Raw genomic sequence first — 17,621 nt, 5'->3', positions numbered from 1 at the left:
AACATTATCTTTGCAAAAATGGAAACAACAGAGACAATGCGCACATTACCGGCACCTCCCTTCAAGGGAATGGGGAAACTGATTCATATAGCAGCCTGGGCAATTCTCTTCGGGCTGCCATTCTTCTTCACCGGACGCGAATCACAGACGGTGACGATCCTGAGCTATATACGTTCCGTGCTCGTCCCGCTGTCGTTCATGCTGGTATTCTATGTCAACTATTTCGTATTGATCGACTATTTCCTGTTCGCCAAGCGTCCTTGGAAATACTTCCTGTGCAACGTCCTGTTGATCGCTTTTGCGATGGGAGCCGTCCATTTGATGTTCCAACTGCTTCCGCACCCCGAATGGGAACATCCGAGACCGGAACGGGAATGGCAGGAGATAGTCGGTTTCTTCATGGTAAACGCCATGCTATACCTGCTTGTGGCAGGGTTGAGCGTCGCCATCAAGATGACGGGAAGTTGGTATCAGATGGAATCGTCTCGCCGGGAGTTGGAGAAAAGCCGTGCCGAAGCGGAATTGCAAAACCTGAAGAGCCAGTTGAACCCGCATTTTCTCTTTAATACACTGAATAACATCTACAGCCTGATTGCTTTCAGCCCGGAGAAGGCGCAAGAGGCGGTGCACGACCTGAGCCGCTTGCTCCGCTACGTGCTCTACGACAGCAGCCAGCCGATGGTTCTGCTGGAGAAGGAGCTTGACTTTATCCGGAACTATGTGGAGCTGATGCGTATCCGCCTGCCGGAACATGTGACGCTGACAACCGACATATCGGCTGACACGCCAGAGACACAGGTGGCGCCTCTCCTTTTCATCTCCTTGATCGAAAATGCTTTCAAGCATGGGGTGAGCCACAACAAACCCTCTTTTATCGACCTGAAGATTCATCAGAAAGGGAAACGGATCGTCTGCTCCATCCGCAACAGCTACTTCCCGAAAGATAACGGACAGGACAAGAGCGGATCCGGCATAGGACTGCAAAACCTCTGCCGACGGCTGGAATTGTTGTACCCGTCGCACCATATTTTCACTTACGGGCAAAAAGGTGATGAATATGTTTGCCTGTTAGAGTTGCAGGCATAAGGATTTGTTGTATTTTTGTCCGGTACATCAATACAACAAATTATGACGTTAACGTGTGCAATCATCGATGATGAACCACTGGCCATCAGTCTGCTGGAAAGTTATGTAAACAAGACCCCGTTCCTTCGCCTCGCGGGGAAGTTCAACAGTGCTCTCGAGGCATTGCCTGTATTGAGCGCCCAACCGGTAGAATTGCTTTTCCTCGATATCCAGATGCCGGAACTGAGCGGCATGGAATTCTCACGGATATTGAAGACGGACACTCGTATCATCTTTACGACGGCTTTCGAACAATATGCCCTCGACAGCTACAAGGTGAACGCCCTCGACTATCTGTTGAAACCGATCGCTTATCCGGATTTTCTCAAAGCGGCCAATAAGGCGTTGCAATGGTACGAACATATGCAAGCGCCTGCGACAGAGATCGAATCGATCTTCATCAAGACCGAATATAAGCTGGTACAGGTCGAACTGCGTAAGATACTCTACATCGAAGGGCTGAAAGACTATGTCAAGATATTCGTCGAGGATGAACCGCATCCTATCCTTTCATTGATGAGCATGAAGTCGTTGGAAGAAATGCTGCCGACGAACCGCTTTATCCGTGTGCATCGTTCTTTTATCGTACAGCCGGAAAAGATCAAGGTGATCGAACGAAACCGGATTGTGTTCGGAAAAGAATACATCCCGATCTCCGACAACTACAAACCGAAGCTTATCGAATTCCTGGCGCAGCGATCACTCAATTTCAATTGACAACGGACATTTATAAGATGATACGGCATAGCCCAATTGTCAATTGTCAATTAAAAAGTTGCAACAGGAGCTTTTCCAAAGCTCCTGTCATTCGGTTCATCGGGCAAGAATAGTTATTCGAGAAGATGGCTACCGCATACGTCTTTCCATCTTCTGTGATATAGCCGGCATAGCTCCTGACACCCGTAATACCTCCGCTTTTCAGGCGGGCTTTCCCCTGCAACTTCGAACCTTTCAGGAAATTGCGCACCGATCCCTCTATCCCGGCTTGCGGTAAAGAGGCAATGAAGGCTTCCGAAACGGCAGACTCCGTCGCCATATAGGCCAACAGCTCTCCCATAAATCCGGCCGACACCTTATCTGCCGGAGCCAGACCGCTACCGTCGTTCATCCGGAGCGAAAAGACATCCAGGCCTTTCTTCTCCCAATATTCTTTCACGACCTGCACGCCACGGCCGAACGAAGAGATCACCTCGTTCTTGCGTGGTTTATATTGCATCCCGATCGTTTTGAGCAAAGCATCCGCATAAAGATTATGGCTGACATGGTTACAAACGCTTGCGATCTCCCGCAAGGTGGGCGAATAGGTCGTGACAATCTCTTTCCGTTCTTTCTTATTCCACCGGTTTTCTTCCGCCTCGATACGGTAGCAGGAAGGGGCTCCGTCCACCTGTATACCCTTCTGCCGGAGCCGGTCCGTCAGATAGTGTGCCAAATACAAGGCCGGATCGGGTATGTCTCCTTTCAAGACATACGCCTCCCGGTTTGCAGGCAAGACACCATACAGGTAGCGCACGTCATCAAGCGGAGCACCTATAATATAGGCGCTGTCCGAAGAAACCGAAGCCGTTTTCAGGTAGTTTTTAAACCGGATAAAGGGTATATTCGGTTCCGTTCCCTTCAGGACCGGCCGCGACCCGACGGCCCCTGTTTGCAACGATAGCTTATACATGTTGTCGAAGACGGAAAGGCCGTAACTTCCGGGAGCATAATAGTTCCCCATATCTTCCCGGAGCCATTTGACGGATGCACCTTCGGTGTCGAAGATGCTTTCGTCCGATATGATTGATCCTGTTATACGCCTGATACCGGCCTTCTGCAAAGCGGCTATCCAGGCAGACAGGAACTTGTTCTGATCCGGTGCGAAATACGAAGAACCCAGGGACGGATCGCCACTGCCTTTTATATAGAGGTTTCCTTTCAATGTGCCGTTTTCCAGTGTTCCGTCATATTCCAACGTGGTCGGATAACGATAGTCTTCGCCCAATATCTCGAGAGCCGTCGCCGTGGCAACCGTCTTCAATACCGAAGCGGGCGATTGCAAGCGGTCCGTATCATAGCTGCAGACCGTTTTTCCATCTTGCACATCTTTCACAATCAGAGAAAAAGAGGCTCCTCGCATATAAGGGGCCTGCAATAACCGTTTAACGGGAGCCGGAGTTTGGGCTCCGGCAAGCGCATGGAAACAAATCAACAGGCAAAGCAGCACTATTTTATTTCGTATCATTCCTTTTTATTCAACTTTATTTTATCTTTGTCATAAAGGCGAAGATAAGTCGGTTTGCATTATCTTTGTCCACAAAGATATAAATTTAATATGAACCCATTGTTTGATAAACCGTTCACTTTCGATAGGGTAGCACGTATTCTGTTCGGTCTGGCCGTTATCAGTGGTATCATCTATCTGATCGCTGTCCTGCGAAACGCATTGTTACCTTTCTTGATTGCCTGGTTGCTGGCTTATATGATGCAACCGTTCGTCAAGTTCTTCCAGTATAAAGTCAAACTGAAAAGCCGTTTACTGTCTATTCTGGCCGTTCTCATATCAACCCTTTTGGTGATTTCACTGATCGGTGTCGTAATCGTCCCCTCCGTCACTCAAGAATTCAACCGGACTTTGGAACTGATGCAGGTACATAACAAAGGCTACGGGCATATCCCTATGATTCCTCAGTCGTGGGCGGAATATCTGGAAAAGAATATCGACCCAGATCAGTTGGCGCAGCTCCTGAGCAAAGAGAATATTGAAAAGGCGATCAAACAGATTGCCCCCAAAATGTGGGTGGTCCTGACCAATACATTCTCTATCTTATTCAGTGCAACGATCGTGTTTGTGATTTTCCTCTATTTCATCTTTATCCTGTTGGATTACGAACGGATTGCCAACGGTTGGATCCGCCTGATTCCCGAACGTTACCGTCCTTTTGTCCAAGGACTGGCCGATGATGTCGAATACAGCATGAACCGCTATTTCCGCGGACAGTCGTTGATAGCCTTATGTGTCGGCATCCTCCTCGCCATCGGATTTAAGATCGTTGGCTTCCCTTTGGCCGTTATCCTGGGGTTATTCATCGGTCTCCTCAACCTCATCCCGTATATGCAAACGATCGGCATCATCCCGATGGTCTTGCTGAGTCTTCTCAAATCGGCGGAGACCGGAGAAAATTTTTGGCTGATCTTTGGATCGGGAATTCTTGTCCTTTGCGTCGTACAGTGTATACAAGACTTGTATCTCACTCCCCGTATTATGGGGAAAGCAATGGGCTTGAATCCGGCCATCATCCTTCTTTCTTTATCTATTTGGGGAACTCTATTAGGTTTTATCGGGCTAATCATCGCTCTCCCTCTGACAACTCTCTTTCTTTCTTATTATAAACGTTTTGTACTGATGGAAGAAGACCAGTCTCTCGTAGAGAAACACGAGTTATCAAAGGGCCAAAAGAAAAAAACACCCCCAAAAGAATAAAAAACTCGCATCACCCCTTGCATATATAAAAAAAAGCCCTACCTTTGCACCCGCATTACAGAAGTAACGCACAGGATGATTCGCTAGCTCAGCAGGTAGAGCACATCCCTTTTAAGGATGGGGTCCTGGGTTCGAACCCCAGGCGGATCACCAATCAAAGATGAAAATCGAAGAAAATCCCTGATAATGTCTTATTATCAGGGATTTCTTTTTTCTGGCAGGTAGCAGAAAATAGTGGATCACGAGGCTCACCCGAAAAACAACTTGTGGTAACAGATAAAAGAGAAAGTATAAGAAGATAACCACATTAGCCTAAAATTGATTATCTTTGCACACCAAAACGAGATAGAAGGGACAATTACTTTTTTTAACTTTATATTGTTACCATTTTGTTACTCGTCTATTTTTACATAAATATATAACTAATTGATAATAAGAAAAATACTATAATAATATGGCATTACAATGTGGCATCGTAGGACTTCCCAACGTAGGAAAGTCCACTCTTTTCAATTGCTTATCGAATGCAAAAGCACAGTCTGCTAACTTCCCGTTCTGTACGATCGAACCGAATGTCGGCGTGATCACCGTACCGGACGAACGTCTGAACAAGCTGGCTGAAATCGAACATCCCCAACGTGTTATCCCCACTACGGTGGAAATCGTAGACATCGCCGGCCTTGTAAAAGGCGCCAGCAAAGGGGAAGGATTAGGAAACAAATTCCTCGCCAATATCCGCGAAACAGATGCAATCCTGCACGTATTGCGTTGTTTCGACGATGACAACATCGTCCATGTGGATGGCCGTGTCGATCCGGTGCGCGACAAAGAAATCATCGACACCGAATTGCAGATCAAAGACTTGGAAACTATAGACAGCCGTATCGCCAAAGTACAGAAACAGGCTCAGACCGGCGGTGACAAACAGGCTAAAATCGCTTATGAAGTGCTTTGCAAATACAAAGAAGCATTGGAACAGGGTAAAAGCGCCCGCACTGTCTCTTTCGAGACGAAAGACGAGCAGAAGATAGCACACGACCTGTTCCTGCTGACCGACAAACCGGTGATGTATGTCTGCAACGTAGATGAAGCAAGCGCAGTGAGCGGTAATAAATATGTGGAAGCCGTCCGCGAAGCTGTGAAAGACGAAGGTGCCGAAATTCTGGTCGTAGCAGCCAAAATCGAAAGCGAGATCGCCGAATTCGACACCTACGAAGAACGCCAGATGTTCTTGCAGGAGATCGGCTTAGAGGAATCGGGGGTTGCCCGCCTGATCAAGTCAGCCTACAAGCTCCTGAACTTGCAAACATTCCTGACAGCCGGTCCCGACGAATGCCGTGCCTGGACGTTCCATAAGGGATGGAAAGCCCCGCAATGCGCCGGCGTGATCCATACTGATTTCGAAAAAGGCTTTATCCGCGCCGAAGTCATCAAATATGAAGACTATATCTCCTACGGTTCGGAATCAGCCGTGAAAGAAGCCGGAAAGATGAGCGTCGAAGGAAAAGAATATATCGTTCAGGACGGCGATATCATGCATTTCCGTTTCAATGTATAATTTCCTAAAACAACATACATTATGATCAATAAAACCAGTACAGCACTAATAGCGGCCTTGATAAGCATTTTAGGGCTTACCGGCTGCGTACGATACAACGTTGCAGAACCGTTGAACCGTTTCAGCAGTTCCGAACTGGGGACCGCTGAGGGCAATGAGATAACCGTGACAGCCGGATCGACCTGGTTTGCCGAAGGGGAATATGAAAACTTCATACTCACCGGACAAGCTCTCACCGAAGAAAATGCGGAAGCAGCCTTGCTGTTCCATACCGACGGGAAATCAGGTTATGAGGTGGCATTCCGGAACGGAGCCATCGACGGCACACGTAAAAGCGGCAGCCTCACATCCGTGCGCAACCTCTACCGTTCGTTGGCCGAAGATGGGAAATGGTTCGATTTCAAAATCGCCGTACGCGGGCATAACATACTGGTTGCTATAAACGATACGGTAGTAGTATGCTATACCGAACCCGAACATCCCTATCGTACGGAAGAATATGCCGGACGTCTGCTCAGCCGGGGTTCTATCGCGCTAAAAGGCATGAATGGCGATGTAGCCTTTCGTAACCTCAACATGACCCGTTTGAAAAAAGACGCGGTCAATGAAGCAGACACAATGCCACGGATAGACGAACAGAACGATGCCGTGATCCGTTTCCAGCAGCAAAACTTCCCCGTGATAGACTACCACGTACATTTGAAAGGTGGCCTGACGAAGGAGATGGCACACGCCATGTCGATGAACTACGGCATCAACTACGGTGTGGCTCCCAATGCCGGCGAGGGCGGTGTAGGCCGTATGCTTGCCGATGACAAGGAAGTGTACGAATACTACAACGAAGTAAAAGACATGCCTTTCCTGCGTGGCGTACAGGGTGAAGGTCGTAAATGGACCGCAACCTTCTCGCAAGAGGCTTTAGGCGTATTCGACTATCTCTTTACCGACGGAATGACCATTGTGGACCATAAAGGACGTTTGTCAAGGATATACCGCCCCGAAGAGGTGCACTACGACGGTGTCACAAAAGAACAATATATGGACCACCTGGTGGACCAGACGGTCAAGATTCTTACCTACGAGCCGGCCGACATCTATGCCAATCCGACCTTCCTGCCGGGAGAATTGAATGCAGAGTATGCCAAATACTGGACCGACGAACGTATCAGCCGTGTCCTGGATGTATTGGTTAAATACAATATAGCCCTTGAAATCAACGCACGCTACAAGATTCCGAGCTTCGACATCATCCGTAAAGCGAAAGAACGCGGAATCAAGTTCACCTTCGGGACAAACAATGCCGATGCCGATTTCGGCAAACTGGAATATTGTTTACAGGCAGTCGAAGAATGCGGCCTGACAGCCGACGACATCTGGTTCCCAACCATGAGCATACGAGATTCCCGCAAGGTGGTATTGTATAATAAGTGGTAACCCTACTTCTCTCTTTAAAAGAAAAGGGCATCCATGGGGATGCCCTTTTTCTTTTAATACTAAACGTATATGGATCAATAAACATTTACCTTAGTCACATTCGTATAGCCAGCATTGGTTAATTTCACAATGTAGATACCTTGCATCACCGGTATTTGTGTATTACCACTGATACTCTATTTGTATTTTTACAGAAGAGCTTTTTACCAAGCATCATCGTCTATTGCTTTCGACCCGGAAATAAGCAGATTTCTATGATATGATCAGACAAATTTCTCCCTCTTTTGCAAGTTCAGAAGGCCGATCAGCATCCAGATGATACTGGCAGCCAGGAGAAAGATGCGGCTTTTAATGATGATACCTTCCCAGATGACCGGCAGGAAATTGTGGGGAATAGAGAAAGGATTGAGGAGGATGTTCCAAAAGGAACGCTCGATAAGGGGCGTATTGCTGAAGATCAGCAGGGCAATGCCGATGATAATCATCAGGACGGCAGTCCCGTTACCACTGCGGGTGATGGTGGAGAACATGAAGGCGAGATTTCCGAAGAAAAGAATCGGAAACATCAGTTGTGCCGACATCTCAAGGGGATTGACGGGATAGAGCAAGAGCGTAGCCAGCCACGAGAAGACGACCAGGATCACGAAAACCGCCACGTAGATCATCAACAGGCGGACACCCCATACCTTATATTTATAGTCGGGGATGCCGAAAAGGATTTCCAGTATCCGGCTGTCCTCATCGTTCTGTATACCGAAAACGGCAGGATAGAACACCAGCAAGACACAAGGGAACATCAGAAGGTTATAGACCACCCCTTCGTTGACCTCCGACCGGTTCCAAGCTATCTGAAACATGAAATAACCAAAAAACAGAAATGCCGCCAGGAGGAACCAGATGAATTTCCCAGCAAAAATAATCTTCAGGTTATATTTAACCAGACGAGGCAAGAGATATATGAATTGTTTCAGTGTCATAATGATTTATGATTTGAGATTTGAGATTTATGATTTATCACCGACGTACAAATCATAAACCATAAATTTTCAAAGTCCTTTCAACAAGCAAAGATAAGCATCTTCCAAGTTCGGTTCCGCTTGTACCGCCCCGTCATGCGGGGAGGCAGTCGAGAGGTAACGGACCCGGATGCGATCGTCTTTCTGGATATGGTTGACAATACGTGACTTATCCAATGCCTGTTCAAATTCCGTTTTATCTATATCGAACAGCCAGACCTTTCCGGCCGCCATACCGACCATATCGACCGGATCGCCGAAATACTTCAGGCTGCCCTTGTTGATCACGACCACCTGGCTGCATGAGCTGGATATGTCTTCGATGATATGGGTGGAGAAGATCACGATGCGGTCCTTGCTCAGCTCCACCAACAGGTTACGGAAACGGATGCGTTCGCGCGGATCGAGTCCGGCAGTCGGTTCGTCCACCACTAATATACGCGGCAGATGCAGCAGGATCAGAGCGATACCGATACGCTGTTTCATGCCACCTGAGAAAGAACCTATCTTTTCGTCCTTGCGGTCGAACATATGGACGGCCCGAAGGACATACTCCAACCGCTCACGCCGCAGGCCGGAATCGACGAGGCCCTTGAGGATCGCCTGGTAGTCGAGAAACTCCCAAGACGACATATTCTCGTACGTCCCGAACTCCTGTGGCAGGAAACCGATCAGGCTCTGTAATTCCTCCCGGTAGACACGCGTGTCCAGCCCGTTGATCCAGATACTGCCGTAGCTCTGCTCCAGGATACCGCAGATGATACGCATCAGGGTGGACTTTCCCGCCCCGTTCGGCCCCAAGAGACCAAACATACCCGTACGTATCTCGAATGATACGCCCCGGAGCGCCTTGAACGGCCGGCGACGTTTCCCGATCAGCGGAATGCCTTTCACCAGACGGAACCACGAACGGCGCAGCCCGGAGAAACGCCCTTTTACCCGTTCGATATTGATTTCCTTCTCAAACAGATAGCCGGAAGTCACATAGACAGCTATGCAGAACGCCCACAGCACCCCGACCGTCCCTACCAGGTTCGGATTGTCCAATCTGCGGAACAGGCCGAAGAGAATCAGCGGAGGAAGGCTCCAGAAGATGATCCGATTGACGTATTTCACCGTCCGGCTTCCTGCAAACCTGACATACAAATATTCACGTACCTTGCGCCACAGGTAAAGCGTTGCGGCATAGACCACGAAGGAAAGGAAAAAGATCCATAACCGGCTGTCAATAAAGAACCAGGTGAACCAGACGCCGAAGCCCAACAGGGCGAACTGCCAACCCACATTCACGAAATCTTTCAACGAACGATATTCACCGTCGATCCCCAACCGCCGGCGGATCAACAGGCCACTCCTCCACTGGCGGCTGACACGTCCCGGCCAGTCGTATATCTTCACCAAATTGCGGACGGATATATGAATGTCCGCCTCCGGATCGATCACCTTCGAACGGGCATGGCGGAGGCTTGCCTGCATAAAATAGGTCGCACCCGGAATACCGGCCAGCAACAACACCCCATAGACGGACTGCCACAAGAGACTACCGCCATACAGGTGGATACAACCCGCTCCCACCATAAAGAGCAGGCCGTGCAGCAGCCACACTTTCGGGGACAGCCCCCTGTACCATTGCAACGTGTTCTCCAATCCCATGCAGACAGTTGGGATCAGGATCAGCGTCAGCAAGGCCGAAAAGGAAAGCCCTCCGATCACGGTAATGGCAAACGGCGCACCGATCGCTCCGGCATACTCCGAATTGCCCATTGCCATCGGCAACATGGCTACGATCGTCGTGATGGAGGTAATCAGGATCGGGCGGATACGCGACAGTCCTGCCGTCATCAGCGCCCTGTTGCGACGGTAACCGCGCCGGCGGAGGATATTGGCATAGTCGATCAAGATAATACCATTGTTCACCACCACTCCCAACAAGATCAGGAACCCGATCATCACGTTCGCGTTGTTCAGCAGGCTGTTGCCCGTCAGCAACAACGCCAACAACGAACCGATCGCGGCCAGCGGGATGGAAAACAGCAGGACGAACGGTGTTGTCAGGGATTCGAAGACTGAAGCCAATATCATAAAAATCAGGATAAACGCCGCCAACAACAAGAACTTGAAGTCGGCAAACGTATCTTCTTCGTGAAACACTTCGACTGCCACACCCGAAGGCAGGTTATAATCCGACACCAGCCGGTCGATATCCGACCGGTAGCCTTCGAGAAGGTCTTTCGACTCTTCGACATTGCGCGAGAAAGAATAGAACAACTCGATCTGCTTGTCCTGATTCACACGGGTGATACGGGCACGCCCGCGGCCATAGTTGACAGAGGCGATATCTTCCAGCCTGTGCAGGCCGCCGGAACCACCCGGTATGCGCACTTCGCGTAGGTCGTCTACCGTCCTGTCCCGCTTTTTGTCCGTCTCTTCCTCTTCTTCCATCCGGTTCGCCCGGTTACGGATGATGATATCGTAAGTGTCCTCCCCTACCTTGAAAGAGGTTCCGGACGAAATCTCCGGGTTCAGCGACGTGAGGCCGGAGGCTATGTTCTGGCGAGAGATATCGTAGGAAGTCAGCAGGATCGGATCGAAACCGAGACGGATCTCCGGTTGCCGGCGATTGTAGGAGACACGGGTATTGCGGATGAACTCCTGTTCGTCGAGATAATAGCGGAAGTCTTCCGCCACTCGCTGCATAAGGTCGAAGTCGGAACCTTTGACCACAATCCGTTCCCGGTTCTCGCCCATACCTAAAAGGCGCATGAAGCTGCCCATGCCGCCCATCATATCTCCGGAACCGCTTCCCCCTCTGCCTCCGGCTTCGGAAAGGGATATTTCAGCGCCGTTGATGGCACGAAGGTGGGTTTGTACGTCGGATTTGATGTCGGCGATGCTGCGCTTCCCTATCCGGCGGAAATCTTCTTTGAGGACAAGTATCAACTCGGCATCCGTTTCCCGTATACGGCTGATCAGGTCTTGTTTCTCCGGAAATTCGGCAAGGCGTTCCTCGATGACATGAACGACCTGGTCGGCATTCTCCAGCGTGCTGCCGGTCGGCATCGTCACATAGATGCTGAAACGGTCGTTTTCCACCTCTTTCCTGTCTTGGATATTCAGGGAGATAGAGAGGATCAGGCAAAGGAACAGCAGGATGACAGCCCCGAAGATCGTCACGCCGGGATTCCGCATACAGGTCTTCAACAGCACCAGATATATCTGTACCGGTCGTTGCGTGACAGACACTTTTTCATAAAAGACCGTGCTCCTGTCTCCACGCTTGACGTGGGAGCGTACCGACTTGAACCATCTATGGAAACCTTTGAAGCAACCTGTCCTTTTAGCCCCTCTCAATACCGTATAAGTGGCCATCGGAATAAAAAGGAGGGCGACAGCGAGAGAGATCAGGAGAGTCGAGATGATGGAGACACCGATATGGTGGCCCATCAGCTTGATCAGGAAATTATCGGAAAAGACGAAGGGCAGAAAGACCGTGACTGTTGTCAGGGTGGCAGCGAGGATGGAACGCCAGACCTCGCGCGTACCTTGCGTCACGGAACGTTCGGGCGTGTCTCCGACAGCGGAGAGGCGGTAGATGTTCTCCAAGACTACCACGCTATTGTCCAGCAGCATACCGATTGCCAGCGCCATACCGACCAGCGTAAGGCTGTTGATCGTAATCCCTGCCCCGTAGAAGAAATTGAACGCCGTATAGACGGAGATCGGGATGGACAAGGCGATGAAGAACACCAACCGGATGTTCTTCAGGAAAAGCCAGAGGATGATGACGGCAAGTAGACCGCCCACGATCGCGAGGTGGATGATCTGGTCGATGTTATCCTCCATCGTTTCCGCTTGGTTGTTCTCTACCACGATAGAGAGATCGAGCGGGGCAAGCTGCTCGTTCAGGCGGTCGATCACTTCGACCGTACGGTGGGAGAGCTGGATCAAGTTGGCCTGCGAGTCAGCAAGCAAGGAGACGGAGACAGCCTCTTTGCCGTTGACCCTGCTGTAGCTTGTCTCTTCCTTCATATCGAAGAAAACAGTGGCGATGTCTTTCAGCAGCACAGGGCCGGGAGCGACGACGATGTTTTCGAGATCGGATACTTCGGTATAAGGCGAGTTGACATGGACGAAATATTTCCCGTCCGGTTCGTTAGCATAACCGACGAACGCCTTCTCCTCGGTATTCTGCGTCAGGAGGCTGCTGATAGCGGAAGGGATCAGATCAAGGGCTTTGCAGGCATCGGGATCAAGTTGCACCTCAATGGCCTTCTCTCGCCCGCCATAGATATTGACGGAGGCGATGCCGTCGATGTTTTCCAGATCGGGCCTTATCTCTTTCTCCACCAGGTTACGGACCCGGTCCGTACCGCCCGATCCGCGCACCTGAAGCGACATGAAGCCACCGGCAAGCATCGAGACATCGACCTTTTGCACCTGTACCGTGAAACCTTCGGGAAGCGAGGAGGCGGCCTCGTTGATCTTTTCCTGCAACTTCAGAGCGGTTATCTTGAAGTTGATGTTCGGCTTGAAATCGATCTTGATGGAAGACTGGCGGCTGTCGATCTGGGATTCGATCTGTTCTACTCCGCCTATGGTTCCGATGGCTCCTTCGAGGGGGATCACAACCTCCGACTCCACATACGATGGGTCCATATCCTGTGCCGAGGTGACCTGCACGAACAGCATCGGAAGCTCCGCATTAGGCAACAGCTCGACCGGCAACTGCTTGTACGACACATAGCCCAATCCGGTCAATGCGATGAACAGCATACAGATCGCAATCTTCCTATGTAGTAAAAAATTCATCTTTTCATTTTTTCAAATACATAATATACACACGGGATCACCATCAGGCTCATGACGGTCGAAGTCACCAACCCACCGATCACCGCGATCGCCATAGGTGAACGGAGCGAAGCCCCTTCACCGAAGCCGAACGTCATCGGCAGGAGGGCGAGGATCGTCGTGAGCGTCGTCATCAGGATCGGGCGGATACGCTGCTGGCCGGATTCCACGATGGCATCCGTCAGCTCCATTCCGGATTGTTTCAACTGGTTGATACGGTCGACCAAGATAATCGAGTTGTTCACCGCAATACCTACCAGCATCACGATGCCGATCACTCCCATCATGTTAATCGTCGTCCCCGTCAGGAAGAACAGCAGGATCGCCCCTACCACCGCCAACGGGATTGTCAGCAGGATCGTGAAAGGATGCAACAGCGACTCGAACTGCGAAGCGAGCACCATATAGACCAGGATCACCGAAAGGGCCAAAGCGAACATCAGGCTGTTCATGGACTCCTGCCGCTTCTCTTCTTCACCGGTGACAGTAATCGAATAGTTGGCAGGCAAGCCGATATCTTTCACGGCAAGGCGTATCTCGTCCGCCACCTTGTCGAGCGAATAGTTTGCGTCGAGGTTTGCCGTCACCTTACTGATGCGGTTCTGCCCGCGACGGAAGATTTCTTTCGGAGCTTGCGAATGGGTAATCGCAGCTATCTCCTGCAAGCGGAACTCTTTCTCACCGCTTCGTACGACCAAGGCACCAAGGTTATGCAAGGTGATATCGGGAACCTTGATCAGGATGTCCCGCATCTCTCCCCGATACTCCATCTTGCCGGATTCGAGACCGCCAAGCTGCTGCTTCAACTGCTCGATAACGGTCGAGACGCTGACATTATGGATACCAGCAACCGTACGGTCGACGGAGACTGTTACTTCCGGAGCCCCGTCTTCGACAGACGACCGGATGTTGTAGATTCCGGGAATGCCGGTCATCCGTTCCATTACTTCACCGGTGACAGCACCGATCTCGTCCAGCTCCTCTCCTTTCACCTCGACCACGATAGGAGCCCCTTCGCTTCCCAAAAGGGAACTGAGGGAGTTCTCTTCCTGTTTCAGGGTGACTTCCAACCCTTCGGTGTTTTCGGTTGTCCGGACAAACTGCGCCATCACCTCTTCGGGTGGAACAGGGCAAGAGGGAGAAAGGATCACTTTCATGACAGCCGTGTTCTCGCCTTCGAATATATCATTCTCCGAACCGCTGCCCGATCCGACATGGCTGTAGACCGTACACAGGGAATCCTGCGAAATAGTACGTATCAACTCCTCCAAATTCTCGACAGCCGAAACGGTACGCTCCAACGGAGTCCCTTCCGGCAATTTGATAACAGCAGAGAACGCCTTGCTCTCAGTTCTCGGCATAAACTCCGTACCGATAAAAGGTACCAACGCACCAGCCAGCACCAACAACATCAGAGCGCAGCCAATCACTCCCCAACGATGGCGAAGCAGAATACGCAGCAAAGGGCTGTAACCGGCAATCCGGATACCTTGTCTCTGCGCTTGACGCGGAGCCGCAGATGAACCGCCACTATCACAACAAGTTTCTTTGTGATCTGGCGTCAAACACTGGAAGAGACCGGGCCGTCCGGTAATCCGATCGTATAACATCGGGATCACCAATATCGCCACAAACAACGACGATACCAGCGAGAACGTCACCGTCCAAGCCTGGTCTTTAAACAGTTCTCCGGAAGCGCCATGCAGGTAGACAATCGGCAGGAAGACGACAATCGTCGTCAGCGTCGAGGCAATGACCGCACCACCCACTTCGGAAGTTCCCGTTATGGCGGCTTCACGTATCGTCATTCCTTTCTCCTGATTACGAAAAATGCTTTCGATCACCACGATCGCATTATCCACCAACATGCCGGCTCCAAGCGCCAACCCGCCGAGCGTCATGATATTGAGCGTAAGATGATTGAAGTACATCAAGTTGAAAGTGGCGACAATGGAAATCGGGATGGCCAGGCTGACGATCAACGTCGTCCCTAAGCGGCGAAGGAAGACGAACAGGATAACCACCGCGAGAATGATCCCTAAGACGGCACTGCTCTTCACCTCCCCTATCGCATTCTTGATAAAAGTTCCCTGGTTCGTGATCACCTGGAAACGATAGCCGGGCAATGCCTGCTCGATAACCGCCAACCGGCGGATCACGCCATCGACGACTTTCACCGTATTGAAACGCATCTCCTTATAAACAGACAATCCGATACTGCGCTCGCCATTGATGCGGACAATATTTTCCGGACGGGCATTCTCGAAACCGACGGTAGCGACTTCGCGCAGGAAAATCGGGGCTTTGTCCGCAGACGATGATGCAGCCACGCCGGAAGTTCCCGAAGCTGCTGTCCCGCTTGTCTCGGCTGTAACCGGCTTGTAACCGACAATCAGATTCTCAAAATCGCTCTCCGTCGCAAACAAGCTCGAACTCTTGACCAGGTATTGCAGCCCCAACTCGCTGACACGACCACCGGATATGCTTTGGTTATTCGCCTCTATCTTGGAAGACAGATCATTTATCGTCAACTTAAAAGCATCCAGTTTATAAGGGTCCGTACGGATCATCAGCGTACTGACCTCATCACCCGACAGCGTGACATCCGCCACCCCCTCCAGACGGATCAACTCATTACGGATATAACTCTCCGCTACTTTCCGAAGCTCCGCCATATCGGTAATGCTACGGTGCGAAAGTCCGATCAGGACGACGGGCGACTGGTTCGGATCGTGCTGCGTGATCTTGAGTTCGGTGATATCCTTGTTCTGGGCAAAAGGGTTCATGGCTTTCTGCAAATCGAGAAAAGCCTCGTCCATATCTTTCTTCCAAGTGTACTCGACCGTGATGCGGGCGGAACCGGCACGAATCACGGACGATACCTGTGTCACGTCGCTCTGCCGGATCGCCATCGACTCCATGTTCTTGACAAACTGCTTCTCGATCTCCTCCGGCGGACGTTCGCCTGCCTTCAGCTCGATAAAGAGGCGGGGACTGTTCAGGTCGGGCAACAGGTCGACTGCCAACTGGTCGTAGGAAATCTTGCCCAACAGCAAGATCGCCAGTACCAGCATAAAGATCGTAACCGGATTGCTTACCGCAAATTTGATGATACTTTTCATTTCTGAACCTTTACCTTTGCATTCTCTTTTAATGTCTCGAAACCTTTCACCACCAGGTTATCGTTTTCTTTCAGCCCTTCCAGTATCTGGATGTTCTTGTCGTCCTCCAGCCCGGTTTTAAGCTCGCGGAGCAGAGCCGTGTTCTTCTCGACGATATAAACGTATTTGACACGGCGGTTGGACTGGATCACATCTTTCGGTATGATGATGGCGCTGTCTGCCTTGTTCACCACGATATCAGCTTTGACGAACATACCGGGACGAAGTTTCAACCCCTCGTTCTGTATCAGTATCTTCCCTTTGAAGGTACGGGTTTCGGAACTGATAGCGGGCGACAGTTCGCTGATCACTCCCCGGATCGTATCTCCGGGCAACGTATAATGGGTGATATAGACCGGCTGATCCGCTTTCACATACCCGATCGCGCTTTCCGGCAGGTTGATATCCATATACATACGGGCATAGTCCATGATGCCGACTACCGGTTTCCCCTGTTCGATACGTACATCGGACGTATAGTGAGGCAAGTCCACGATCACACCGTCGAAAGGAGCTTTGACATTCATCTTCTCCAGATTGAGTTTCCCGTTCTCGTAGTCGTAGCGGGCGTTTGTCACTTTCACCTCCGTATTACGCATTTCGCTAAGCGTCACACCGCCTTTCTCATACAGGGCTTTCTGCTTCACCTGCTCCTGTTCGGCAATTTCGAGACTCAACTCTTTGGCGTCGATAGCGATGCCGTTTTCGTATTCCCGGTCTTCCAGCCGGACAATCAGTTGTCCTTTGGAGACAATATCGCCCAGTTTAAAGGGCTTGCCTGTACGGGGATTGGTTTGCAGCTTATAGAGGCCGCTCATTTCGGAATTGAGCGTCACCCCGTAGGTCGGCTGTGCCGTCCCGGTCGTATTGACAAGCTTGCTGATAGAGCCTTCCTTCAATTCCGTCACCGACACGGGTGTGGCGATATCATTCGGCGTATTCTGCGGCTGATTGTTACAACCGGTCGCCAACAAAGCAAACAATAAGAGAGATGTGATTGTATATTTCATGTTCAT

The 17,621-nt window shown here is 50.6% G+C and carries 10 protein-coding genes and 1 tRNA gene; 6 read left to right on the top strand and 5 right to left on the bottom strand.

Annotated elements, in window-relative coordinates:
• Positions 1-36 precede the first annotated feature (36 nt).
• Both BQ9893_RS16490 and BQ9893_RS16485 read left to right on the top strand, forming a co-directional pair.
• Positions 37-1,086 carry a sensor histidine kinase gene (locus tag BQ9893_RS16490; protein WP_075967414.1) on the top strand — a complete coding sequence of 350 codons (1,050 nt, stop codon included), beginning with the start codon at positions 37-39 and terminating at the stop codon, positions 1,084-1,086.
• A gap of 42 nt (positions 1,087-1,128) precedes the next feature.
• Positions 1,129-1,842 (top strand): LytR/AlgR family response regulator transcription factor, encoded by a 714-nt coding sequence (locus BQ9893_RS16485; RefSeq protein WP_075966946.1) that lies wholly within the window; start codon positions 1,129-1,131, stop codon positions 1,840-1,842.
• A 46-nt stretch (positions 1,843-1,888) separates the two neighbouring features.
• On the opposite strand, the gene dacB is transcribed toward BQ9893_RS16485, so the two are convergent.
• Positions 1,889-3,349 (bottom strand): D-alanyl-D-alanine carboxypeptidase/D-alanyl-D-alanine endopeptidase, encoded by a 1,461-nt coding sequence (gene dacB / locus BQ9893_RS16480; RefSeq protein ID WP_075966945.1) that lies wholly within the window; start codon positions 3,347-3,349, stop codon positions 1,889-1,891.
• Positions 3,350-3,439: 90 nt separating this feature from the next.
• Between dacB and BQ9893_RS16475 the strand changes: the two genes are divergently transcribed.
• From BQ9893_RS16475 to BQ9893_RS16460, 4 genes are all read left to right on the top strand, one after another.
• Positions 3,440-4,588: an AI-2E family transporter gene (locus BQ9893_RS16475; protein ID WP_075966944.1), complete on the top strand. Its 1,149-nt coding sequence runs from the start codon at positions 3,440-3,442 to the stop codon at positions 4,586-4,588.
• 77 nt (positions 4,589-4,665) lie between these two features.
• Positions 4,666-4,741, top strand: a tRNA-Lys gene (locus tag BQ9893_RS16470).
• 301 nt (positions 4,742-5,042) lie between these two features.
• Entirely contained in the window at positions 5,043-6,146 is a 1,104-nt protein-coding gene (ychF, locus tag BQ9893_RS16465) for a redox-regulated ATPase YchF (RefSeq protein WP_075966943.1), read from the top strand.
• 21 nt (positions 6,147-6,167) lie between these two features.
• Positions 6,168-7,580 (top strand): DUF1080 domain-containing protein, encoded by a 1,413-nt coding sequence (locus BQ9893_RS16460; RefSeq protein WP_075966942.1) that lies wholly within the window; start codon positions 6,168-6,170, stop codon positions 7,578-7,580.
• Positions 7,581-7,843: 263 nt separating this feature from the next.
• Here BQ9893_RS16460 and BQ9893_RS16455 read toward each other — a convergent pair whose 3' ends face one another.
• From BQ9893_RS16455 to BQ9893_RS16440, 4 genes are all read right to left on the bottom strand, one after another.
• Positions 7,844-8,557, bottom strand: a complete 714-nt coding sequence (locus tag BQ9893_RS16455) for a hypothetical protein (protein WP_075966941.1) — start codon at positions 8,555-8,557, stop codon at positions 7,844-7,846.
• A 69-nt stretch (positions 8,558-8,626) separates the two neighbouring features.
• On the bottom strand, positions 8,627-13,405 hold the full coding sequence (locus BQ9893_RS16450) for an efflux RND transporter permease subunit (RefSeq protein ID WP_075966940.1): 4,779 nt from the start codon (positions 13,403-13,405) through the stop codon (positions 8,627-8,629).
• Positions 13,402-16,566 (bottom strand): efflux RND transporter permease subunit, encoded by a 3,165-nt coding sequence (locus BQ9893_RS16445; protein WP_075966939.1) that lies wholly within the window; start codon positions 16,564-16,566, stop codon positions 13,402-13,404. Before BQ9893_RS16445 ends, BQ9893_RS16450 begins: the two co-directional genes overlap by 4 nt.
• Positions 16,563-17,621, bottom strand: a complete 1,059-nt coding sequence (locus BQ9893_RS16440; RefSeq protein ID WP_075966938.1) for an efflux RND transporter periplasmic adaptor subunit — start codon at positions 17,619-17,621, stop codon at positions 16,563-16,565. The genes BQ9893_RS16445 and BQ9893_RS16440 overlap by 4 nt, the downstream gene beginning before the upstream one ends.

This window comes from Parabacteroides massiliensis, from assembly GCF_900155425.1.
GTDB lineage: Bacteria > Bacteroidota > Bacteroidia > Bacteroidales > Tannerellaceae > Parabacteroides > Parabacteroides massiliensis.
Note: the sequence above shows the minus strand (reverse complement) of the source record. Positions and strands in the feature narration are given on the sequence as shown.

Coding starts and splice junctions, on each gene's coding strand:
- BQ9893_RS16490 (WP_075967414.1), top strand. CDS start 37: ATGCGCACATTACCGGCACCTCCCTTCAAGGGAATGGGGAAACTGATT.
- BQ9893_RS16485 (WP_075966946.1), top strand. CDS start 1,129: ATGACGTTAACGTGTGCAATCATCGATGATGAACCACTGGCCATCAGT.
- dacB (WP_075966945.1), bottom strand. CDS start 3,349: ATGATACGAAATAAAATAGTGCTGCTTTGCCTGTTGATTTGTTTCCAT.
- BQ9893_RS16475 (WP_075966944.1), top strand. CDS start 3,440: ATGAACCCATTGTTTGATAAACCGTTCACTTTCGATAGGGTAGCACGT.
- ychF (WP_075966943.1), top strand. CDS start 5,043: ATGGCATTACAATGTGGCATCGTAGGACTTCCCAACGTAGGAAAGTCC.
- BQ9893_RS16460 (WP_075966942.1), top strand. CDS start 6,168: ATGATCAATAAAACCAGTACAGCACTAATAGCGGCCTTGATAAGCATT.
- BQ9893_RS16455 (WP_075966941.1), bottom strand. CDS start 8,557: ATGACACTGAAACAATTCATATATCTCTTGCCTCGTCTGGTTAAATAT.
- BQ9893_RS16450 (WP_075966940.1), bottom strand. CDS start 13,405: ATGAATTTTTTACTACATAGGAAGATTGCGATCTGTATGCTGTTCATC.
- BQ9893_RS16445 (WP_075966939.1), bottom strand. CDS start 16,566: ATGAAAAGTATCATCAAATTTGCGGTAAGCAATCCGGTTACGATCTTT.
- BQ9893_RS16440 (WP_075966938.1), bottom strand. CDS start 17,621: ATGAACATGAAATATACAATCACATCTCTCTTATTGTTTGCTTTGTTG.